17 protein-coding genes are annotated in these 22584 nt (G+C 72.9%); 5 read left to right on the forward strand and 12 right to left on the reverse strand.

Annotated features, from left to right (window positions below; all coding sequences use genetic code 11):
• Positions 1-6 precede the first annotated feature (6 nt).
• The 12 genes from GA707_RS02545 to GA707_RS02605 all read right to left on the reverse strand — a co-directional run bounded on the left by GA707_RS02545 (position 7) and on the right by GA707_RS02605 (position 12172).
• The gene (locus GA707_RS02545; protein ID WP_152176817.1) at positions 7-1755 is read right to left on the reverse strand and encodes an ABC transporter ATP-binding protein; all 1749 of its coding nucleotides are present in this window, start codon (positions 1753-1755) and stop codon (positions 7-9) included.
• A gap of 155 nt (positions 1756-1910) precedes the next feature.
• Positions 1911-2768 carry a zinc metalloprotease HtpX gene (gene htpX / locus GA707_RS02550; RefSeq protein WP_152176818.1) on the reverse strand — a complete coding sequence of 286 codons (858 nt, stop codon included), beginning with the start codon at positions 2766-2768 and terminating at the stop codon, positions 1911-1913.
• A gap of 227 nt (positions 2769-2995) precedes the next feature.
• Complete coding sequence (locus tag GA707_RS02555; protein WP_152176819.1) at positions 2996-4489, reverse strand: proton-conducting transporter membrane subunit; 1494 nt, start codon at positions 4487-4489, stop codon at positions 2996-2998.
• Complete coding sequence (locus tag GA707_RS02560) at positions 4486-5961, reverse strand: NuoM family protein (protein ID WP_193315126.1); 1476 nt, start codon at positions 5959-5961, stop codon at positions 4486-4488. The genes GA707_RS02555 and GA707_RS02560 overlap by 4 nt, the downstream gene beginning before the upstream one ends.
• Positions 5958-7937, reverse strand: a complete 1980-nt coding sequence (locus GA707_RS20685; RefSeq protein WP_193315127.1) for an NADH-quinone oxidoreductase subunit L — start codon at positions 7935-7937, stop codon at positions 5958-5960. The genes GA707_RS02560 and GA707_RS20685 overlap by 4 nt, the downstream gene beginning before the upstream one ends.
• Complete coding sequence (nuoK, locus tag GA707_RS02575) at positions 7934-8308, reverse strand: NADH-quinone oxidoreductase subunit NuoK (RefSeq protein WP_152176820.1); 375 nt, start codon at positions 8306-8308, stop codon at positions 7934-7936. Before nuoK ends, GA707_RS20685 begins: the two co-directional genes overlap by 4 nt.
• Positions 8305-8865 (reverse strand): NADH-quinone oxidoreductase subunit J, encoded by a 561-nt coding sequence (locus tag GA707_RS02580; RefSeq protein ID WP_152176821.1) that lies wholly within the window; start codon positions 8863-8865, stop codon positions 8305-8307. Before GA707_RS02580 ends, nuoK begins: the two co-directional genes overlap by 4 nt.
• On the reverse strand, positions 8862-9488 hold the full coding sequence (locus tag GA707_RS02585) for an NADH-quinone oxidoreductase subunit I (RefSeq protein ID WP_152176822.1): 627 nt from the start codon (positions 9486-9488) through the stop codon (positions 8862-8864). The genes GA707_RS02580 and GA707_RS02585 overlap by 4 nt, the downstream gene beginning before the upstream one ends.
• A gap of 11 nt (positions 9489-9499) precedes the next feature.
• Positions 9500-10468, reverse strand: a complete 969-nt coding sequence (locus GA707_RS02590) for a complex I subunit 1 family protein (RefSeq protein WP_152176823.1) — start codon at positions 10466-10468, stop codon at positions 9500-9502.
• On the reverse strand, positions 10465-11010 hold the full coding sequence (locus GA707_RS02595) for an NADH-quinone oxidoreductase subunit C (protein ID WP_226963478.1): 546 nt from the start codon (positions 11008-11010) through the stop codon (positions 10465-10467). Before GA707_RS02595 ends, GA707_RS02590 begins: the two co-directional genes overlap by 4 nt.
• A gap of 188 nt (positions 11011-11198) precedes the next feature.
• Complete coding sequence (locus GA707_RS02600; RefSeq protein ID WP_152176824.1) at positions 11199-11813, reverse strand: NADH-quinone oxidoreductase subunit B; 615 nt, start codon at positions 11811-11813, stop codon at positions 11199-11201.
• Complete coding sequence (locus GA707_RS02605; RefSeq protein ID WP_226963479.1) at positions 11813-12172, reverse strand: NADH-quinone oxidoreductase subunit A; 360 nt, start codon at positions 12170-12172, stop codon at positions 11813-11815. Before GA707_RS02605 ends, GA707_RS02600 begins: the two co-directional genes overlap by 1 nt.
• 77 nt (positions 12173-12249) lie before the next feature.
• Between GA707_RS02605 and GA707_RS02610 the strand changes: the two genes are divergently transcribed.
• The 5 genes from GA707_RS02610 to GA707_RS02630 are packed head-to-tail and all read left to right on the forward strand — an operon-like array spanning position 12250 to position 22552.
• Positions 12250-13050, forward strand: a complete 801-nt coding sequence (locus GA707_RS02610; protein ID WP_193315128.1) for a maleylpyruvate isomerase family mycothiol-dependent enzyme — start codon at positions 12250-12252, stop codon at positions 13048-13050.
• A gap of 36 nt (positions 13051-13086) precedes the next feature.
• Complete coding sequence (recC, locus tag GA707_RS02615; RefSeq protein WP_152176826.1) at positions 13087-16584, forward strand: exodeoxyribonuclease V subunit gamma; 3498 nt, start codon at positions 13087-13089, stop codon at positions 16582-16584.
• Positions 16581-20162, forward strand: a complete 3582-nt coding sequence (locus tag GA707_RS02620; RefSeq protein WP_226963480.1) for a UvrD-helicase domain-containing protein — start codon at positions 16581-16583, stop codon at positions 20160-20162. The genes recC and GA707_RS02620 overlap by 4 nt, the downstream gene beginning before the upstream one ends.
• Positions 20159-21958: an exodeoxyribonuclease V subunit alpha gene (gene recD / locus GA707_RS02625; RefSeq protein ID WP_152176827.1), complete on the forward strand. Its 1800-nt coding sequence runs from the start codon at positions 20159-20161 to the stop codon at positions 21956-21958. Before GA707_RS02620 ends, recD begins: the two co-directional genes overlap by 4 nt.
• 48 nt (positions 21959-22006) lie before the next feature.
• Positions 22007-22552 carry a pyridoxamine 5'-phosphate oxidase family protein gene (locus GA707_RS02630; protein ID WP_152176828.1) on the forward strand — a complete coding sequence of 182 codons (546 nt, stop codon included), beginning with the start codon at positions 22007-22009 and terminating at the stop codon, positions 22550-22552.
• Positions 22553-22584 lie beyond the last annotated feature (32 nt).

Raw genomic sequence — 22584 nt, forward strand, 5'->3', positions numbered from 1 at the left:
GCCCGCTCATGCCGGCACCCCCGCGGTCCCCGCCGACCCGGCCTTCTGGCTCTCGGCGATCTCGCGGTACGTCGGACAGGTCTCGAGCAGCTGCGTGTGCGTGCCGACGCCGACGACGGCACCGTCGTCGAGGACGACGATCTGGTCGGCGTCGACGATGGTCGAGACGCGCTGGGCGACGACGATGACGGTCGTGTATGCGGTCCTCGCCTCGAGCGCGGCGCGCAGCCGGGCGTCGGTGGCGACGTCGAGCGCGGAGAACGAGTCGTCGAACAGCAGGATGTCGGCCCCCCGGACCAGAGCCCGGGCGATGGCGAGCCGCTGCCGCTGACCTCCGGAGACGTTCGTTCCCCCTTGGGCGATGCGGGCGTCGAGCCCACCGTCCATCCGCTCGACGAAGTCGGCCGCCTGCGCGACGGCCAGGGAGTCCCACAGCGCCGCCTCGTCGGCGTGCGGGTCACCGTAGCGGAGGTTGGTCGCGACCGTCCCCGAGAAGAGGTAGGGCTTCTGGGGGACGTAGGCGATCCGGCCCCACACGTCCTCGAGCCGCGCGTCGCGCACGTCCCGGCCGCCCACGAGCACGGCCCCGCCGGTCACGTCATGCAGGCGTGGGATCAGGCTGAGCAGGGTCGTCTTGCCTGCGCCGGTCGACCCGATGATGGCGGTCGTCGTGCCGGGCCGGGCGGCGAAGGAGATGCCGTCGAGGACCGGGGCCTCCGCCCCCGGGTAGTGGAAGGTCACGTCGCGGAACTCGACCCCGGCATACTCCTCCTCGATGGGCAGGGGTGCGACGGGGTCGGTGACCGTCGACTCGGTGGCGAGCACCTCGCCGATCCGGCGGGCGCTGACCTCCGCGCGAGGGATCATCATCGCCGTCATCGTCGTCATCATCACGGCCATGAGGACCTGGATGAGGTACTGCATGAAGGCGATCAGGCCGCCGACCTGCACCGCTCCCGCCTCGACCCGCTGCGCGCCGAACCAGAGGACCGCCGCGCTGGAGAGGTTGAAGATCACCATGACGGTGGGGAAGGCGATCGCCATCAGTCGCCCGACGTTGAGCGAGGCCTCGGTGTAGGTCGTGTTCGCGACGGCGAAGCGGTCCCGCTCGACCTGCTCGCGCACGAACGCGCGCACGACCCGGACGCCGGTGATCTGCTCACGGAGGATCCGGTTGACCCGGTCGACCGACTCCTGCATGGCCCGGAACCACGGCACCATCCTGCCGATGATCAGCCCGACGGCGACCGCGAGGAGGGGCACGGCGACGGCCATGATCCATGCGAGGCCGGCGTCCTCCTGGAGCGCCATGATGATGCCGCCGACCATCATGATCGGGGCCTGGATGACGACCATCAGGAGCATCGAGACGACCGTCTGCACCTGGGTGACGTCGTTGCCGGCGCGGGTGATCAGGGTCGGTGCCCCGAAGCCGAGCACCTCCCGGTCGCTGAACGACAGCACGCGCGAGAACACGCTCGCCCGGGTGTCGCGGCCGACGCTCGCGGCCACCTGGGAGCCGAGTCGCGCGACGGAGATCGCCGCGATGATCGAGACGACCGACACCACGAGCATGACCGCGCCGGTCCGCCAGATGTAGCCGATGTCGCCGCGCGCGACGCCCTCGTCGATGATCCGCCCGTTGAGGCTCGGCAGGTAGAGGTTCGCGATGACGCCGACGAGCTGAAGGAGCGCGATCGCGGCGAGGAAGCCGGCGTAAGGCGGCATCGCGCGCCGCAACAGCCGGATGAGCATTCTCGGATCCTACGTCCGCGCGCCGACACCGGCGGAGGGGTTTTCTTCCCCCGGAAGTAAACCCTCACTCCGGGACGGAAGAGTTCCGTCCCGAGGCTGACTGTCTCGCCCAAGGAAGAAAAGTGCGAAGCCCGGAAAACGAACTCCCTCGGGGCTCAGGGGAGGCGCCGGCCGGCCATGTTCTCGAGGCGGGCGATCCGCTCCGGCATCGGCGGGTGGGTGGCGAAGAAGCGCGAGACGTCCTGGGCCCGGAACGGGTTCGCGATCATCATGTGGCTCGTGTTGACGAGATCAGGGTTCGGCGGCAGCGGCGCGCGGGCGGTGCCGTACTGCAGCTTGCGCAACGCGGACGCCAGCGCGATCGGGTCCTCGGTGAGGCGCGCGCCGTCCTCGTCGGCGTCGTACTCGCGCGTCCGACTGATCGCGAGCTGGATGACGGCCGCTGCCATGGGTGCGAGGAGCGCCAGGGCGATCATCGCGAGCGGGTTGCCGCCCCGGTCGCGCCCGCTGCCGAAGAACAAGGCCATCTGGGCGACCGACGTGATGACACCGGCGAGGGCTGCGGCCACGGATCCGGTGAGGATGTCGCGGTTGTAGACGTGCATGAGCTCGTGCCCCAGGACGCCGCGGAGCTCGCGCTCGTCGAGCAGCTCGAGGATGCCCTTGGTGCAGCAGACGGCGGCATTGTCGGGGTTGCGTCCGGTCGCGAAGGCGTTGGGGGCGTCGGTGGGGCTGATGTAGAGGCGCGGCATGGGCTTGCCGGCCTTCTCGGACAGCTCGCGGACGATCCGGTGCATCACCGGCGCCTCGGCCTCAGTGACGGGGTAGGCGCGCATCGCCTTGATCGCCAGCTTGTCGGAGTTCCAGTAGCCGTAGAAGGTCGTCGCGACGCCGATGAGGGCGAACATCCAGATGTACTGGCCCCCGCCGACGAGCGAGCCGATGCCGAGCAGCAGGGCCCAGATCGCTCCGAAGAGGGCCGCCGTCTTGAGCCCGTTGTAGTGGTTGTCCATGTCAGGGCAAACGCTAGTGGGTGCGGAAGGCGTTCCGGGCCAGTCTCCTCGACGCCATCATCGAACTTGAACCGCGGCTGCGCCCCAGGTCCTCGGCACACGCACCCGGACTCCGACCTGGCGCTTGCAGTTGCGGGTGCACGGTCGCGGTTCGGGTGCACGACCGTCGAACCGATCGTGCCGTCGCAGTTCGGGTGCAGGGGCGGGCGTTCCGACGCCGCGGCCACTCAGAGCAGGACCAGCGCCGGCACGACGCTGGTGACGACGAGCGCGGCCCCCGCGAGGAGCAGCCCGAACCGGGACCCCGGCATCCGCTGCAGCGGGCGGACCGCGCGACCCGCGCCGAGCAGGATCGCCACCCACCGCAGGTACACCGCGACTCCGAGCACGGCCCCGACGACCGCGACGACGGCGAGCGGCCACAGCCCGCCGGCCACGACCGCGTCGAGGGCGACGACCTTCGCGACGAGGCCGACGAGACCCGGCGGCAGACCCGCGAGCGAGACGAGCGCCAGGGCGAGCAGGCCGCCGAGCAGCGGGTGGGTGCGCAACAGCCCGCCCGTATGCGACAGCTCGCGAGGGCCCTCCGGGGCACCGGCCGCGACAGGTCCGTGGGCGAGATGGACGACGACGAGCGCGACAGTCGTCGCGATGACGTAGGCGGCGAGGTAGCCCGCGGCGGCGTCGGTGGCGGACACCGACACCGCGGCCAGCGGAAGCACGACCCACCCGGCCTGTCCGACGGCCGACCACGCGAGTAGCCGCACCGGGTCGACCTGGCGGAGCGCGACGACGGCGCCGAGCAGCATCGACGTCAGCGCCACCAGCCCAAGCGCCGCCACGACGGCGACCGGCGAGGGCTCCTGGACGACGGACGCGAGCGACCGCACGACGGTGACGAGGGCTCCGAGAGCGGCGACCTTGCTGACCGTCGCGAGGGCGAGAGTGACGGGGACGGCGGCCCCCGCATACGTCACGGGCGTCCAGGCGTGGAACGGGACGAGGCTCAGCTTGAAACCCAGACCGGCGAGGAGCACGAGGACCGCCGCGACGAGGACGAGGCGGCTCTCGGCGCTCCCCCACGCGTCCCGTACTCCGGCACCGGCGAAGGTCGAGGAGCTGGTGGCGATGACCCAGAGCGCGACGCCGAGGACGAGGAGAGCGAAGGAGAGGACCGATGTGACGAGCAGGGTCAGCGCTCCGTGGACCGCCCGCGGCCGCGCGGCCAGCGCGACGAGGGCGATGACGGGGAGGGTCGCGAGCTCGAGGGTGACGAGCCAGGTGCCGAGGTCCTGGGCGCCGACGACTCCCGTCGCCCCCGCGGTCGCGGCGAGCACGAGCGCGGCGGCCACGGCCGGTCCTCCGCGGAGCGGCTCGTCGGCGGCTGTCCGGACGGATCCGCCGGCGAGCGTGTCACCGAGCAGCATCAGGACGACCACCGCCGCGGCCGCGAGCGCCACGGTCTGGAGCATGCCGGAGGTGGGGGCCACCGCATACAGACAGGCGCCCTCGGGTGCCTCGAGGCAGAGCGAGCGCACCGTGTCTCCCCCGGCGACCCCCCGGACGGCGGTCGCCGCACCGGCCCCGAGGGAGGCGAGGGCGACGGCGAGATGGGCCGCGCGAAGCCGTGGCGCGATGGCGTCGACGACGAGGACGAGGAGCGCGCCGAGCGCGGGCGCGAGGACCGGGAGCAGGACGAGCCAGTCGATGGCGACCCTCATCGGCCCATCACCGCCGTGACGTCCGCGAGGGTCACCGACCACACGAGGTGCGGGACGAGCCCGATCGCGACGGTCGCGACCACCAGCACTGCCAGGACCGCGCGCTCGGCGCCGACGGTCTCGCTCGCGCCCGGCGGGTCGGCCGGGACCGCGGCCTCACCGACCCAGAGCAGGCGCGCGACGCGCAGGGTGTATGCGGCGGCCAGGACCGCTCCGAGCGCCGCGAGGGCGGCGCACACCTTGAGCAACGACCCGGGTCCGAGGTCGCTGACCCAGGCGGAGTACACGGCGGCGACCTCGCCCCAGAACCCCGCGAGCCCGGGGAGTCCGAGCCCTGCGGCGAGGCCGAGGATGAGCACGAACCCGAGTCGCGGCGCGTACTCACGCAGGGCAGGGAGCGGCGCGTCGAGGCGGACGGCTCCCCAACGCTCCTTGAGTCCGCCGACGACGACGAACAAGAGCGCGGAGACGACACCGTGCGCGATGTTGCCGATGAGCGCGGCCTGCACGCCGACGACCGTGCCCGACGCGAGACCGAGGACGACGAAGCCCATGTGCGCGACGGACGAGTAGGCGATGAGCCGCTTGGCCTCGGGCTCGACGAGGCAGACCAGGCCTCCCCAGAGGATGCCGACCACGGCGAGTACGGCGAGGAGCGGTGCGACGCGGGCGAACCCGTCCGGCACGGACGCGAGCGGGAGGCGGACCAGCCCGTAGGTGCCCATCTTGAGCAGGACCGCGGCGAGGATGACCGACCCCCCTGTCGGGGCCGTGGTGTGCGCCGCGGGAAGCCACGTGTGGAGCGGGAACACCGGCACCTTGACCGCGAGTCCGATGGTGAGGAGCGCGGCGACGAGGGTCTGGGTGCCGAGCGGCAGGTCGGCCCCCGCGGTGACGAGCTCGTCGAGCCGGCTCGTCCCCGCAGCCGTCACGAGGGTGAGGATGCCGACGAGCATGAGGACCGAGCCGGTCACCGTGAAGAGGACGAACCGCAGGCCCGCGTCGCGGCGGGCCGCCTCGTCGCGGCTGTCGCCGAAGCGGTGGATGAGCAGCCACACCGGGATGAGGACGAGCTCGAAGGCGACGAAGAAGAGGATGGCGTCGCGAGCGGCAAAGGTCGCGAGCGCGCCGCCGGTCGCGAGAAGCACCGCTCCGAGGTAGGTCGACGGCGCGCCGCCCTCCGGAAGGTGGGAGCGCGCGAGCACGGTGACGAGGACGCCGACGGCCGCCGTCAGGACGAGCAGCGGTGCGCTGATCCCGTCGATTCCCAGCGCGAGGGACAGGCCGAGCCGGTCCACCCACGGCCGGTCGACCGCGCTGTCCGTGGCGATCGCGGCGACGGTCAGCACCAGGGCTCCGGAGGCGACCGCGACCGACAGTCCCCAGGCGGCGGCGCGCGTCAGCGTCCGCCCCGCGGCGAGGAGCCACAGCCCGACGGCGATCGGGAACACGATGGCGGCGGCGAGGATCACGCGATCCCCCCGAGTGCAGCGACCGTGACGGCCACGGCCAGCAGGACGACGAGGACGACGCCGACCATCGACACCGCCGACAGCGGCCCAGTCGGGTGGCGCTCGCCGGCCATGTCGGACCAGCGCACCGCCTGGCGGGCGACCGCCCGCACCGGAGCGTCGACGACCCGCCGGTCGACGGTCGCGACGCCGCGGGCGAGGGCGAGGACCGGCGCGGCGACGAGCGCGAGGTAGAGCCGGTCCACGCCCAGCCCGCCGTCGGCGAGAGCCTGCCGCGCACCGAGCCGCAGCGCCGGGTCGCCGGAGCGGCTGAGCTGCCAGCCGAGTCCGATGCCGAGCAGCGCCAGGGCCAGGGTCACGGACAGCCAGAGGAGGGACAGGTGTGCCTCGACCCCGAGCAGTCGCTCGAACGCGAGGAGCAGGATGCCGCCGAACGCCGTGGCGAAGGTCAGTGCGCCGATGACGAGGCGCGTCGACAGCGGTGCCGCGTCGGCCTGCCGGGCCGCCTCACGCTGGGCGGCCCGGGTGGCCTGCACCGCTCTCAGCTCGCCGGTGCTCAGGTCCTCGTCGGCGACAGCGGTGGCAGCGGAACCTGTCGCCGCGCTCGGGCGCAGCAGGATGAGGGCGGCGCGCGTCGCATACAGGGCGGTGAGGACCACCGTGAGAAGGAGAGCCGCGAGGACCAGCCAGCCCCGCGCCCCGGTCGCTCCGGCCTCGTCGGCGACGGTCGCGAGCACGAGCTCCTTGGACCAGCCGCCGACGACGAGCGGCAGCCCGGCGAGCGCGGCGAGCCCGACGACCACGGCCAGACGCGAGAGCCACCGCCGGGCGGTGCCCTGGAGGCGGCTCGCGAGGGTCGAGTGCAGCGAGAGCGAGAGCCACCCGAGGGTGAGGAACAGCAGTGCCTTGAAAAGGGCGTGGGCATAGAGGTGGAAGAGCGCCGCGGCGCTCGACTCGGTGCCTGCATCGCCCACCGCCCCCAGCACGGCGAGAGGCGCGAGCATGATCGCCACCTGGCTGACCGTGGACCACGCGAGCAGGGCCTTGAGGTCGCTCTGCCCGAAGGCGAGCGCCGCCCCCAGCAGCATGGTGGCGCTGACGCTGACCGCGAGCAGCCACTGCGCGCCGGCCGCGAGGGCGAGAAGCGGTGCCAGCTGGGCGAGGACGACGGTGCCGGCGGCGACCATCGTCGCCGCGTGGATGAGCGCGGACGCCGGGGTGGGGCCGGCCATGGCGTCCGGCAGCCAGTCCTGGAACGGCACCTGCGCGGACTTGCCGAGGACGGCGACGACGAGACAGGCCATCGCGACGGTGAGAGCCGTTCCGGCGTTCTGCGTCCAGTGCTGGAGCACCTCGGCGTACCCGGTCGAACGGGCGCCGCTCGCGAGAATGACGACGCCGAGGACGAATCCGACGTCGGCGAGTCGGGTGACGACGAACGACTTGTACGCGGCGCGCCGAGCCCGCTCGGTCCGGCTCCAGTGGCCGATGAGCAGATAGGAGCAAAAGCCCATGACCTCCCACCCGACGAGCGTGAGGACGAGGTCGGCGGAGTGGACGACGAGCTGCATTGCGGCGGCGAACAGCGAAACGGTGGCGAGGAACACTCCGCGCCGGTCGTCCTCACGCAGGTACCACGCGGCGAAGGCGAGGACGGCGAGCGTGACGGCGGCGACGAGGGCGGACAGGAGCGCGGACCGCGCGCTCACGGCGAGCTCGAACGGGATCGTCAGCTCACCCAGGGCGACCGCCGGAAGGCCGCTGGAGAAGGTCGTGAGCCCACCGTCACCCGGTGCGTTCTCCGGCAGGACGATGAGTCGGTATGCGGCGGAGACGAGCGCGAGGAAGCCCCCGAAGAGGGCCACGTCGACCGCCGGGCCGCGGCGCGCGACGCCGAGCCCGAGGACGGCGGCGGCGAACGGGATGAGGATGGTCGCCACGACCGGCAGGTGCAGCGCGACACTCTCCGGCGTCATCGGTCGTGCCCCTCGGTGACGGCCGGCTCACCCGGCAGGACCGCCCCGATCGGTGCACCACCGGATCCGGCCGGGACCGGCTCCTCCTCCTCGAGGTCGATCCGGCCCCGGACCCGGAAGGCCGCGAGGATGACGGCGAGAGCGAGGGCGACCTCGGCCGCCGCGATCGTGATCACGAACAGCGAAAGGACGGTCCCGCCGCTCCACTGGTCGGCACCGGCGGCCGCGGTCGAGACCAGGAGGACGAGCGCACCGCCGAGGACGAGCTCGACGCCGATGAGGACGAGAACGGCATTACGGCGGGAGAGCACGCCGTAGAGACCGATGCCCACGAGGAGGGCGGCGAGGACGTAGGGGCCCAGAAGACTCACGGCAGACCCCGTTCGGGATCGCCCGGTGCCGCGGCGACGTCGGCGGCTCTCGCGCCCTCGGCCGGCGAGTCCATCCGCGACACGGCGAAGGCGGCGACGAGGGCGGTGAGGAGGAGCAGGGACAGGAGCTCGAACGGCCAGACCCAGATGCCGAAGAGGTCTCTCGCCATCGTCTCGGTGCTCGTCACCGTGCGCTCCGGCAGGACGGTGGCGACGGGCACGAGCACCGCGAGCAGCAGCCCGGCGGCCGCCGCCCCGACACCGGCGGCGAGAACGCGGCGGCGCGGTCCGACGCTCACCTCACGCTGTGGACCCACCGGGCTGCGGGTGAGCATGAGCGCGAACAGGACGAGGACGACGATCGCGCCGACGTAGATGAGCACCTGGACGAGGGCGATGAACTCGGCGCCGAGGACGAGGAAGCAGCCGGCGAGCGAGCCGAGGGCGACGACGAGCCACATCGCGGCGTGCACCACCCGGGTCGTCGTGACGGCGAGCAGGCCGGCGAGCACGGCGACGAGCCCGAAGGCCGCGAACAGCAGGTCGAGGCTCGTCACCCGTCCGCCTCCGGAGCGGCCGGCGGGCGGGGGGCGCGCGGTTCCCGCACCGTACCCGGCTCGCGGGCGGCTCGCGGCTCGCGCGCCGTTCGCGCGGGCCGGTTCGCCGCCGCCACCTCGGCGGGGTCGGCGGAGCGCTCGTCGAGGGCGGGCGGCGGCGGAACGGTGGCCATCCACTCGCCCAGCCGATCCTTCTCGTGGAGCAGGTCGCGGATGTCGACCTCCGCATACTCGAACTGCGGGGACCAGAAGAGTGCGTCGAACGGGCAGACCTCGATGCAGATCCCGCAGTACATGCACAGCGAGAAGTCGATCGCGAAGCGGTCCAGGACGTTGCGCTGCCGGTCGCGGCCACCCTCCGGCCCCGCCGGGATCGTCTCCTTGTGGCTGTCGATGTAGATGCACCAGTCGGGGCACTCGCGGGCGCAGAGCATGCAGCTCGTGCAGTTCTCCTCGCGCAGGGCGATGACCCCACGGGAGCGGGGCGGCAGGCTGGGCCGCTCGTCGGGATACTGCTGGGTATGCGCGGGCCGAGTCATCGTCCTGGCCGTCGTCCGCATCCCGCTGAGCAGGCCGCGCGCGGCGCTGAACGGGTTGCGTGACTCCTTGCGGGGTTCGGTCATGTCCGGCCCACTCACAGCGCCACCACCACGACCGCGGTCAGGGCGAGCTGGCCGAGGGCCACGGGAACGAGGCCGAGCCAGGCCAGCCGCTGGAGCTGGTCCTCGCGCAGCCGCGGCCACGCCACTCGCATCCAGATGATGAGGAAGGCGACCGGCAGCGCCTTGAGCAGTGTCCAGAGCCACCCGGTCCACGCGGGCGCCGGACCCCTCCAGCCGCCGAGGAACAGCACGGCGAAGAGAACGGAGAACAGGACGATGCCCGCGTACTCGGCGAGGAGGAAGAACGCGAACCGCAGGCCGCCGTACTCGGTGAAGGGCCCCATGACGATCTCGGCGTCCGCGATCGGCATGTCGAACGGCGGCCGGTTGAGCTCGGCCACGGCGGCCACGAGGAAGACGAGGGCGGCGGGGAGCTGCCAGAGCAGCCACACGGGCGACCAGGCGTCGATGATGCCGGTGAGGCTGAGAGTGCCGGCCGCCAGACACACCGAGGCGACGGCGAGGACGAGCGGCAGCTCGTAGGCGAGGAGCTGGGCGGCCGAGCGCATGCCGCCGATGAGGGAGTACTTGTTGGCGCTCGCCCATCCGGCGACGAGCATGCCGAGGATGCTCACCCCGCTCGCGACGAGGACGAAGAGCGCGCTGGCGGGGACGTCCGCGGCGACCCAGCCGGGATGGACCGGGACGACGGCCATGGCGACGAGGTAGGGCACGAGGGCGAGGGCCGGCGCGATCCGGAACAGGCGGCGGTCGGCCGCGGCGGGGGTGAGGTCCTCCTTCTGGATGAACTTCACCCCGTCGGCGACGAGCTGGGCCCAGCCGTGGAAACCGCCGGCGTACATCGGGCCGAGCCGACCCTGCATGTGGCCCATGACCTTGTGCTCCATCTGCCCGACGAGGAGTGGCAGGACGAGGAAGGCCGCGAGCACCGCCGCGCTGCGCAGGACGATCTCGACGACGGTCAGGTCGAGGCCGGTCATGGCGCCTCCTGGTCGTTCGCTCGCCGCGGTCCCCACTCCGGCGGCGGCACTCCAGGCGCCTGGACGCGGCGTCGGCTCGGCGACCTGACCGACTCGTGCCCCTCGCCGGGCTCCTTGCCGCCGGGCCACGGCTTGGACGCCCGCGCGGCGAGCTGGAACTCCTTGCGCAGTGGATGGCCCTCGAAGCCGTCCGGCAGGAGGAGCGGCCGCAACCCGAGCCCGGTGCCGTCGACGAAGCCGTCGAAGTCGAGGCCGAACATCTCGTGGGTCTCCCGCTCGTGCCACGCGAAGCCCGGCGCGACCGGCGTCAGGCTGTCGAGCGTGCCGCCGTCGGGGACCCTCGTCGTCAGCCGAAGCCCCTGCGCGGCGCCCGTCGTGCGCACGTCGAGCACCCGGGCGACGACGTCGAAGCCGGGCTCCTCGAGGTAGGTCCGGTCGACGGCGCTCAGCCAGTCGACGAACGTGAACCCCTCCCCCATCGCCGCCTCGACCTGCTCGCGCCACTCGCTCGGCGCGACGTCGCGGGTGAGGTCCTCGGCCACGTTCGGCAGCCTAGCCGCTGGGCCCGCGACCCGACGGGATGCGCGCCACGGACTGCCGCGACGCCGGGGTGTTGTCCCGTGTTCGGGCAGCTGCACTGAGTTCGGGCCGCTACAGCGCACCGAACACGCCGCAGCACGCCAAACACGGCAGAACGCACCGGTCTCGGGACCGAATCGGCTCAGCGCGGCTACCCGACCGGGTCCGGCGGCCTCGTGACCAGACCCGGCCTCGTGACCAGACCACGGGAGAGGTCGGCGGACGTGGCCAGCCGATGCCCCGCATACCGGCGCTGCACGGACTCGACCACCGACTCTCCGGCGATCTTCTCCTGCAGCCTGATGATGCCCTGCAGCAGCGCCTCGGGACGCGGAGGGCACCCCGGGACGTAGACGTCGACGGGGATGATCGTGTCGACCCCCTTGGTCACGGAGTAGGAGTCCCAGTACGGGCCGCCGGAGTTGGAGCAGGCGCCGAAGGAGATGACGTACTTGGGCTCCGGCATCTGGTCGTAGAGCCGCCGGATCGCCGGCGCCATCTTGTCGGTGACCGTGCCCGAGACGACCATGAGGTCCGCCTGGCGCGGGCCGGGCGCGAACGGGATGACGCCGAGGCGGATGAAGTCGTGCCGGGCCATCGACGCCGCGATGAACTCGATGGCGCAGCAGGCGAGCCCGAAGTTGAACACCCACAGCGAGTAGCGCCGACCCCAGTTGAGGACGACCTTGAGCGGCTTCGGCGCGTGCTCACCGACCACGCCCATGCTCGGCGCCCCCACCCGCGGCATACCCAGCTCGGTCGCCATCACACCCACCTCAGCAGTCCGCGACGGGCCGCGTGGAGGAGACCGATGAGGATGATGCCGATGAACACCGCGATCTCGACGAGGGAGACCGGCCCGAGCTCGGGGTCGCCGATGACGTAGGCCCACGGGAAGAGGTAGACCGCGTCGACGGCGAAGATGACGTAGAGGAAGGCGTAGACGAAGTAGCGGACGTTCGTCTGGGCCCACCCCTGCCCGATGGGGTCGACGCCGGACTCGTAGGTCGTCAGCGTGACCGGCCGTCCGACCCGGGGGGCCACGAGCGAGCGGGCCGCCATCGCGAGGACGAAGAGCAGGATGCCCGCGAGGGTCACCGACCCGACGATGACGTATGCGGACACGGGCCCAGCGTAGTCCGCGGTTGTCCTCGTGTGCCGAACCCGACTCGCGCGGGATGCGATCCCCGTAGCCTGGGATCGTGCCCACCACCCCCGCTCTGCTGACGTTCGAGGAGTACGGCGCCGGGATCGGCGCCGCCGCGACGGTGCTGCGCGCCAACGCGACGAGCGCCCGCCTCGACGCGCGGGTGCCGACGTGCCCGGAGTGGAGCGTCACCGACCTCGTCGCGCACACCGGCATGGTGCACCGCTGGTGCGCGGACACCCTGCGCGGCACCCGGTCGGACCCGCTCGACCACGAGGCGGCCGGACGGGCGAGCGCCGACCTGCTGCAGTGGTTCGACGACGGCGCCACCGAGCTGCTCGACGCGCTCTCGAAGACCCCGCAGGAGTGGGAGGGCTTCTTCTTCCTGCGGACCGCCGAGCACCCGCGCGACGGCTGGGCCCGCCGGCAGTGCCACGAGACGACGGTGCACGCCGTGGACGCGATGTCGGCCAGGCTGGGCAGGCCGCCCACCGCGGCCGAGGTGTGGTTCTCCCGCGAGCTGGCCGTCGACGGGATCGACGAGCTGCTCACCGGCTTCGTCCCGCGTCGGTCCTCCCCGCTGCGGTCGGCGCAGCCGGTGACGATCGAGATCGGGGCGACCGACGTCGACGCGACGTGGTGCCTGCGCGTCAGCGAGGAGCCGACGGTCGTGACGCGGGGGGCCGCTGCGGACCCCGACGCGCGGTGGGCCGGGCCCGCCTGCGGCCTCTACCTCGCGCTGTGGAACCGCGCCGGTGACGGAACGGACTGCGGGGTCGAGTGCGCCGAGCTGACCCCGGCCGGCTCCGGGAGCCGCGCCCTGTGGGCCGACCTCATGCGGGTCACCTGGTCCTGAGGGCGGGTGTCGGCGCCGGTCGTTAGGGTCGGGACCGTGACCTTGCACGTGCACCGGGGGACGAGCACAGACGCGCTCGCCGACGGCCTCGCCGCTCTCCTCGCGGATCCGCTCGCGGACCCGTTCGCCGAGGAGGTCGTCGCTGCGCCCGCCAAGGGGGTCGAGCGGTGGCTGGCGCAGCGGCTCTCGCACCGGCTGGGTGCCGGGTCCCCCGGCGCGACGGATGGGGTATGCGCGGGTGTCCGCTTCCTGACCCCGCACTCACTCGTGGCGATGGTCCTCGGGATCGAGGTGGGCGACCCATGGCATCCCGACCAGCTCGCGTGGCCCGTGCTCCGCGCGATCGACGAGAGCCTCGGCGAGCCGTGGGCGCGGACCCTGTCGGACCATCTTGGTCACGATGTCGACGGGGTAGAGGGAGAGCTGCGGCGGGGCCGTCGGTTCGCGGTCGCCCGACGCCTCGCCGGGCTGTTCGCCGACTACGACGCTCAACGACCCACGATGCCGGCGGACTGGCGCACCGGTGGTGCCGGTGACGGTCTCGGCGGCACGCTCGGGGAGGACTTGCGGTGGCAGCCCGAGCTGTGGCGCCGCATCCTGGCGATCGTCGCCGCCGAACCCGGCACCACCGAGCCGCCCGACCAGCGGCGGCGACGGGTCGTCGACGCCCTCGCCGCCGGCGACCTCGGCGGTCTCGAGCTGCCCGGCCGGCTGTCCCTCTTCGGACACACCCGCATCCCGCACGCCGAGATCGAGGTGATCTGCGCGCTGGCCGAGCACCGTGACGTCCACCTGTGGCTGCCGCAGGCGTCGCCGGCCGCCTGGGACCGGCTGGCGTCCACCGCGGCTGCGGGTCCGGTCCCGCGCGAGGAGGACGAGTCAGGACTGCTCGTCGAGCACCCTCTGCTGGCGAGCCTCGGCCGCGATGCCCGCGAGCTCCAGCGCATGCTCGCCCTCGCCGGCACCTCTGAGGACGACCGGGTCGGCGCTGTCGGCGACGCCCAGGGCGCGTCGATGCTCTCGTTGCTGCAGGGGGATATCGCCGGCGACCGGGTGCCTTCCGATGCCGACGTGGCGGCACGGGTCGCGCCCGCCACCGATCGGAGCGTCCAGGTGCACGCCTGCCACGGCCGGTCCCGCCAGGTGGAGGTGTTGCGCGACGTCGTCGCCGACCTGCTCGAGCAGGACCCGACCCTCGAGCCCCGCGACATCCTCGTCATGTGCCCGGACGTCGAGGAGTACGCACCGCTGATCCACGCGGCCTTCGGGCTCGGAGGTATCGTCCGTCAGGCGGCGACCGACGCGGCTACCCGGACGTCGACGCCGGACTCGCCGCCGAGCCGTCGGGCCCACCCGGCACACGAGTTCCGGGTCCGGATCGCGGACCGCGCGCCACTGAGCACCAACCCACTCCTCGCCCTCGCCGACCGCCTCGTCGTTCTCGCAGGCGGACGGCTGACCGCCGGCGAGGTGCTCGACCTCGCGCGCAGCGAGCCGGTGCGCCGCAGGTTCGGGCTCGACGACGACGCCCTCGAGCGCCTCGGCGACTGGGTCGCCGACGCCGCCGTGCGGTGGGGCCTGGACGAGGACCACCGGGAGACCTACCGCCTGCGCGGCCTGCAGCAGAACACCTGGCGCTCCGGACTGGACCGGATCCTCGTCGGCGCGGCCGTCGACGGCGAGGAGCTCGACCACGTCGGCACCACGCTCGCGCTCGACGACCTCGACAGCGGCGACATCGACCTGGCCGGGCGGCTCGCCGAGCTCGTCGCGCGGCTCGCGCACACCATGGCGAGCATGGCCGACGCAGCCGCCCCGAAGGAATGGGTCGAGGTGCTCCGTGACGGCGTTCTCGGGCTGGCCGACGTGCCGGCGCGCGACGCGTGGCAGGTCGCCCAGCTCGAGCATGAGCTGGCCCGCATCGAGGCGGCGGCTGAGCCCCTCGGCGCCGGTCGGCTCGGCCTGACCGACGTCCACGCGCTCCTCGCGGAGCGGGGCGCCGGCCGAGCCACGCGGTCGAGCTTTCGCACCGGCTCCCTGACGGTGTGCACCATGGTGCCGATGCGTTCGGTGCCGCATCGGGTGGTGTGCCTCGTCGGGCTCGACGACGGTGAGTTCCCGCGCGCCACGGCCACCGACGGCGACGACGCCCTGGCCCGGCGGCCGGTGACCGGTGAGCGGGACGTCCGCAGTGAGGACCGCCAGCTCCTCCTCGACGCCGTGATGTCCGCGCGCGAGACGCTCGTCGTCACCTACACCGGGTTCGACGAGCACACGGGTCACCGCAAGCCTCCCGCCGTGCCGCTCGGTGAGCTCGTGGACGCGGTGCGGGCCACGGCGAGCGGCGACGGCGTTGATGCGCTGGTGACCGACCACCCGCTCCAGCCGTTCGACGCCCGCAACCTCGGGGCGGCGCGAAGCGGTGCGGCCCTCCTGCCCGGCGACCGTCCGTTCAGTTATGACCCGACCGCGCTCGAGGCGGCCCGAGAGGCACTCTCCGAGCGCTCCCCGCGGCCCCGCCCGGTCGATCTCGTGCTCCCGGCACGCGACGAGACCGACGTCGACCTCACCGACCTGGTGCGGTTCTTCGACAGCCCGGCCCGCGCATACCTGCGCAGCAGACTCGGCATGATCCTGCCCGAGGTGCCCGAGGTCCGCGGCGAGGGCATCCCAATCGAGCTCGACGGGCTGGCGACGTGGGCGATCGGCGAGCGGGTTCTCCGGTCCGTGCTCGCCGGTCGCGACCTCGACGGCATCTGCGACGCCGAGCTGTGGCGCGGCGAGCTCCCGCCCGGCGCGCTCGGCCATCGCGTGCTGCACGACATCGCCGTGGAGGTGCGTGAGCTGACCCGCGTCGCGTGGGCCGTCGCGGGCATCGGGGCACCCGGCGTGCCGCTTCCGCGGGAGGTCGTCGACCTCGACGTCACCCTGCCCAGCGGGCGGAGGATCGCGGGCACCGTGCCCGGCCTCGTGGGCGACTCGGTGCTGACGGTCACGTACTCCTCCATCCGCGCCAAGCAGCGACTTCGGTCCTGGATCCACTCCCTCGTGCTCGCCGCCGCCGGCACCCCGTACGAGAGCCATGTCGTCGGCCGGGAGAAGCGCTACCGGCGCAGCTACCGACTCCACGTCACCCACGGCGGCCACGACGCCGACCGGGCGGTGGAGCTGCTCGACCGCCTCCTCGACCTCCGTGAGCGCGGGCTGCGCGAGCCGATACCGCTGCCACCGAAGACCGCCTACGCGTGGGCGGCGACCTACCTCGAGGGCCGCGCCGACGAGCGTGCCGCGTTCTTCAGCGCGCGCAAGGAGTGGGAGAGCAACGACTCCTTCGAGAACGCCTTCGCCAAGGAGCAGAACGACCCCGAGCACGAGTTCGTCCATGGAGGGCCGGTGCCGCTCACCGAGATCCTCGGCACCCCGTTGCCCGAGGAGCAGTGGGAGCCGGGTGTGTCCAGCCGGCTCGGACAGCTGGCGCTGCGGGTCTGGCGGCCGGTCCTCGAGGACGGCACCGAGCGGATGGAGCGGTCGTGAGCGGGTCACCGCCGGGGGCCGCGCCCTCCGACATCTCGCCCGTGACGATCGCCCCCTTCGACATCTCCGGCCCCCTGCCCACGGGCACGGTCCTGCTCGAGGCGAGCGCGGGCACGGGCAAGACGTGGACGATCGCCGCGCTCGTGGCCCGCTATGTCGCCGAGGGGGTCGCGACCCTGCCCGAGATGCTCGTCGTCACCTTCGGCCGCGCGGCGAGCCAAGAGCTGCGCGCCCGCGTCCGCGAGCAGCTCGTCCGCGCCGAGCGAGCCCTCTCCGGGGCGCTGGCCTCGGTCCGCGACCGTGACACCACTCGCGGGCGGCCCGAGTCGTCCGACGCCCTCATCGCACTCCTCGTCGGAGTCGGGGACGGCGAGGGCGGTGCCGCGGAGCTCGCCGCACGGCACCGACGGATCCGGGCTGCGCTGACCGACTTCGACGCGGCGACGATCGCGACAACCCACCAGTTCTGTCAGCAGGTGCTGCGCAGTCTCGGCGTCGCGGGCACGACCGACGTCGGCGCCTCCCTCGTCGAGGACCTCGACGACCTGCTCGTCGAGGTGGTGGACGACATCTACCTGCGCGGGTTCATCCGTGACGGGCGGGCACCGTTCTTCACCCGCGACGAAGCGCTCCTCATCGCCCGCACGGCGGTCGACGACGTCCACGCCCGGCTGCGGCCGACGGGAGCGGAGCCGGACAGCGTGCCGGACCGGCGGGTGAGGTTCGCCAGGGCCGTGCGCGAGGAGCTCGACATCCGCAAGCGTCGGCTCCAGGTCATGCACTACAACGACCTGCTCACCCAGCTCGCCGCTGCGCTGAAGGACGAGGACTCGCCGGCCCGTGCCCGCATGCGCCGACGTTGGCAGGTCGTGCTCGTCGACGAGTTCCAGGACACCGACCCGATCCAGTGGCAGGTGCTCGAGTGCGCGTTCGCCGGCCACGCCCGCGCGATGGTGCTCATCGGCGACCCGAAGCAGGCGATCTACGCGTTCCGCGGCGGCGACATCGTCACCTACCTCCAGGCGGCGAGCACCGCCGACGACCGGCGCACGCTGCCGACGAACTACCGCTCGGACGCCGACCTCGTGGATGCGCTGGGAGTCCTCCTCGGTGGGGCGCAGCTGGGGCATCCGGACATCGGGGTGCTCCCCATCACGGCCCACCGCGCCGGGTCGCGGTTGGCCGGGCCGGCTGACGCTGTCGTCGCAGCGTCGTCCGGTGGCGGGTACGACGTCGCTGACGACGCCGACTCCGGTGACGCGGACGACCTGCGTCGACGGGTACCGCCGATCCGGCTGCGCCAGGTCCTGCGCGAGGAGCATCTGCGCGGCGACACCAGGATGGCCGCCGTGCGCTCGCACGTGACGACCGACCTGGCGCGCGACATCGCCGGGCTGCTCGCGTCCGAGACGATGTTCGAGGACCGCCGCATCGAAGCACGCGACGTCGCAGTCCTGGCCCATCGTGGCGCCGACCTCGTCGCCGCCCAGCGAGCCCTGCACGCGCTGGGGATCCCGGCCGTGAGCGCCGGTGGGGCGAGCGTCCTGCAGAGCCGGGCCGCGCACGACTGGCTCGCCCTCCTCGAGGCGATGGTCGCCCCGCACCGCTCGCTCCTGACCCGCGCGGCAGCCCTGACCGACCTCCTCGGCTACGACATCGCCGCCATCGACGCGGTCACCGGCGAGGGTTCCGGCGAAGGCCTCGACGACGAGCTGGCCCGACGCTGCCGGGAGCTGGCGGCGGTGTACGCGCGAGCCGGGGTCGCCGCCGTGCTCGAGGTGCTCACGGCCCGGGGCCTCTCCGCCCGGGTCCTCGGCCAGGTCGGCGGCGAACGCTCTCTCACCGACCTCCGGCACGTCGCCCAGCTGCTTCACGAGGCGGCGCGCCAGGACGACCTGGGACTCGTCGCACTCCTCGCGTGGCTCCGCGCGGCCATGGCCGAGGACGCTCCACAGTCCACCGGGGCCCGGACGCGGCGTCTCGACAGCGACGCGGCGGCTGTCCAGCTCGTGACGATCCACGGCAGCAAGGGGTTGCAGTACCCCATTGTCTACCTCCCCACCCTCGCCGACCGGTGGGTCAGCGACACCCCGCGGATCCCGCTGTTCCACGAGCCGCCCCCACAGCGGACCCGGTGCATCGACGTGGGCGGCCCCGCCGACAACCCCACGTGGGACGAGTCGGTCAGCGCGGCCAAGGCCGAGGACGCCGGGGAGTCGCTGCGTCTGCTCTACGTCGCCATGACCAGGGCGCAGTCCCAGGTGGTCGCCTGGTGGGCGCCATCGACCAACGCTCGGCACTCCCCGCTGCACCGGATGCTCTTCGGCCGCGCACCGGGCTCGGGTCCGGTCCCCGACTCGACGCCCGTTCCCGACGACGACGCCTCCGCGGGCGAGGTGCTGCGTCGCTGGGCCGGTCTCGGCGGCCTCGCCCTGGAGCGGGCCGACCTCGCGGCAGAACCCGCCCCACCGCCACCGGCCACTGCCCCAAAGCTCGCCTGCGCGCCGTGGACCCGGACCATCGACCACGACTGGCGGCGCACGTCCTACACCGCGCTGTCCACAGCGGTCGAGAGCGTCCGCACCGACGCCGTCGGAGAGGTCACGAGCGAGCCGGAGTCGGTGCCGCGATCGGACGAGCCCGACCTTCCCGAGCCCGTCCTCCCCGACACGCCGGCCCTCCCAGGGCTCGTCGAGGCGGTGCCCGGCTCGGGGATCGCCTCGCCGATGGCCGACCTCCCGGTCGGGGCGACCTTCGGCTCACTCGTCCACGCCGTACTCGAGCACGCCGACCCCTCCGCCGTCGACCTGCGGTCCGAGCTCGTCGGGCACATCCGCGAGCAGCTCGTCCGCTGGCCGGTCGACGGTTTCGACGTCGAGGTCCTGGCCGACGCTCTCGTCGCCGTCTGCGACACCCCCCTCGGCCCTCTCGCCGCCGGCACCACACTGCGCGACATCGCGATGACGGACCGGCTCTGCGAGCTCGACTTCGAGATGCCGCTCGGCGGCGGCGACCGGCGTACGCGCAGCGACGGACCGGACCACGGGCCGCGGCTGGGCGATCTCGCGCCGCTACTCGACGCATACCTCCCGTCGGGCGACCCGGTCCGCCGCTGGGGCGGCGTGCTCCGCGCGACACCCGACCTGGCCGACCAGCCGCTGCGCGGCTATCTCACCGGGTCGGTCGATGTCGTCCTGCGCACCGGTGGCCGCTATCTCGTCGTCGACTACAAGACCAACTGGCTCGGCCGGGCCGACGAGCCCCTCACCGCCGCGCACTACCGTCCCGAGATGCTCGCCGAGGCGATGGGCCACTCCTCCTATCCCCTCCAGGCGCTGCTGTATGCGGTGGTCGCCCACCGCTTCCTCCGCTGGCGGCTGCGGGGCTACCGGCCGCGGACGCATCTCGGCGGGGTGCTGTACCTCTACGTGCGGGGCATGTGCGGGGCGGACACTCCGGTCGTCGATGGTCACCCGTGCGGCGTCTTCTCGTGGCGGCCGCCGGTCGAGCTCGTCGAGGCGGTCTCGGACCTGCTGGACGGGAGGCGCGCCGTGACCGCCGACGGGAGTGCGTCATGATCCTCGAGACCTTCGACCCGATCGGGCCGCACGACCGCCGGCTGTCCGTCGAGGCGCCCGGGGTGCTCGGCGAGCTCAACGCCGCGGGGGTGCTCACGTCCGCCGACCTCCACGTGGCGCGGACCCTCGGGCGGGTCGCCCGAGAGAGGGACGACGACGCCGTCCTCGCCGCCGCGCTGGCGACGCGAGCCGTCCGCTCCGGGTCGGTGGCGGTCGACCTCGCCGGAGTCGTCGCCGCCAGTCCCGGCCTGCCGTGGCCAGACCCGGCCAGGTGGCTCGACCGGGTGACGTCGAGCCGGCTCGCGGAGTGCGGGGCCCTCGTCGTGGACCAGGGCATGGTCTACCTGCAGCGCTACCACCACCAGGAGGTGCAGGTCGTCTCCGACCTGCGGGCCCGCGCCGAGCTCGACCTGCCCGCCGTCGACGAGGTCGCGCTGTCCGCCGGGCTCGAGCGGATCTTCCCCGGTGACGGCTACGCCGAGCAGCGGGTCGCAGCCGAGATCGTCGCCCGGAGCCGGACGAGCATCATCACCGGAGGTCCGGGCACCGGCAAGACGACGACCGTCGCGGGCGTCCTCGCGCTGCTGGCCGAGCAGGCGGCCGCCTCGGGGCAGCGCCCGCTGAGAGTCGGGCTGGCGGCGCCGACGGGCAAGGCCGCCGCCCGGATGAAGTCCGCGGTGGCGCGCGCACTCGCCGAGATCCTGGACAGGACGCCGGACCCGTCGACCCGTGCGGTCGTCGCGCCCCTCGACGACGTGGAGCCGATGACCCTGCACCGGCTGCTCGGATGGCGACCGGACAGCCGCACCCGTTTCAGGCACGACCGCACCAACCACCTCCCGCACGACGTCGTGCTCGTCGACGAGGCATCCATGGTCTCGCTGACCCACATGGCCCGACTCCTCGAAGCCCTCCGGCCCTCTGCGCGGCTCATCCTCGTCGGCGATGCGGACCAGCTGGTCTCGGTCGACGCCGGCGCCGTTCTCGCCGACCTCGTCGCCGGCGCTGAAGGGGCAGAGCGGCCTCCACTGGCGCTCGCGCGGCTCACCACCGTGCACCGCTTCGGTGCGACGATCGGCGCCCTTGCGGACTCGCTGCGTCGCGGCGACGCCGACGATGTCGTGGCAGCGCTCTCGGCAGGAAGTCCGGAGGTCGAGTGGCTGACCGCCGAGGACCCGGCGGCCGAGCTGCGTGGGGTCGTCTCGCGACATGCTCGCGCCGTCCTGGACGCCGCGCGCGCGGGTGATGCGTCAGCTGCCCTGACGGCTCTGGGTCGTCACCGTCTGCTCTGTGCGCACCGCGAGGGCCCGTATGGCGTGCGCACCTGGAACCGCCTCGCGGAGACCTGGCTGACCGAGGACACGGGCCTGACGTTCTACGACCCGATGTACGTCGGGCGACCGCTGCTCGTCACGGCGAACGACTATGCGACCGGTGTCCTCAACGGCGACACCGGCGTGGTCGTCGCCTCCGCAGCACCCGACGGCACGCCCGTTCGGGTGGCTGTCGTCGAAGGTGCGGCAGGGGCACAACGGTTCGCGCCGAGCCGACTCGGCGACATCGAGACGATGCATGCCATGACGATCCACAAGGCACAGGGCAGCCAGGCAGCGGAGGTCACCGTCCTGCTACCCGATGCAGACTCTCCCCTGCTCACCCGCGAGCTCTTCTACACCGCGGTCACGCGCGCCGAGTCGAAGGTGCGGGTCGTCGGACCCGAAGAGGTCGTCCGCGCAGCAGTCGCGCGTCGTGTTGTCCGGGCGAGCGGGTTGCGGCAGCGACTGTCCGCGGGGTGAGCGCGGACGGCCCGACGACGTCGAGGCGTGCGCTGCGATACTGCGGCCATGGCCCAGCAGTACCCGCAGCTCACCGATCGCCTGCAGCGGTTCATCGAGGCTCAGCACGTCTTCTTCGTCGGCACCGCCGCCCGCGACGGGCGGGTCAACGTCTCACCCAAGGGACTGGACACCCTCCGCATCCTGGCGCCCGACCGGATCGTCTGGCTCAACCTCACCGGGAGCGGCAACGAGACCGCCGCCCATGTCCTCGACTCCGGGCGGATGACGTTGATGTTCTGCTCGTTCGACACCAAGCCGCTGATCGTGCGCGTCTATGGGGCGGCGAAGGCCTGGCACGAGACCGACGACGAGTGGGGCGAGCTCGCCCGGCTGTTCCCCGACCTGCCGGGTCAGCGGAACATCTTCGACGTATCCGTCGAACTGGTTCAGACCTCGTGTGGCTTCGGCGTGCCGTTGATGGAACTCGTCGAGGAGCGGGACACCATGACGGTCGGCCTCGAGCGCCGCGGGCCCGACGGTGTCCGTGACTACCAGCAGGCCAACAACCGGATGAGCATCGACGGCTTCCCGACGGGATTGCCGCTGATGTGAGGTCGGGGCCTGCGCCGTTCCACGTTTCGGTG

Source organism: Nostocoides sp. F2B08 (assembly GCF_009184895.1).
In the GTDB taxonomy this organism is placed as follows: Bacteria; Actinomycetota; Actinomycetes; order Actinomycetales; family Dermatophilaceae; genus F2B08.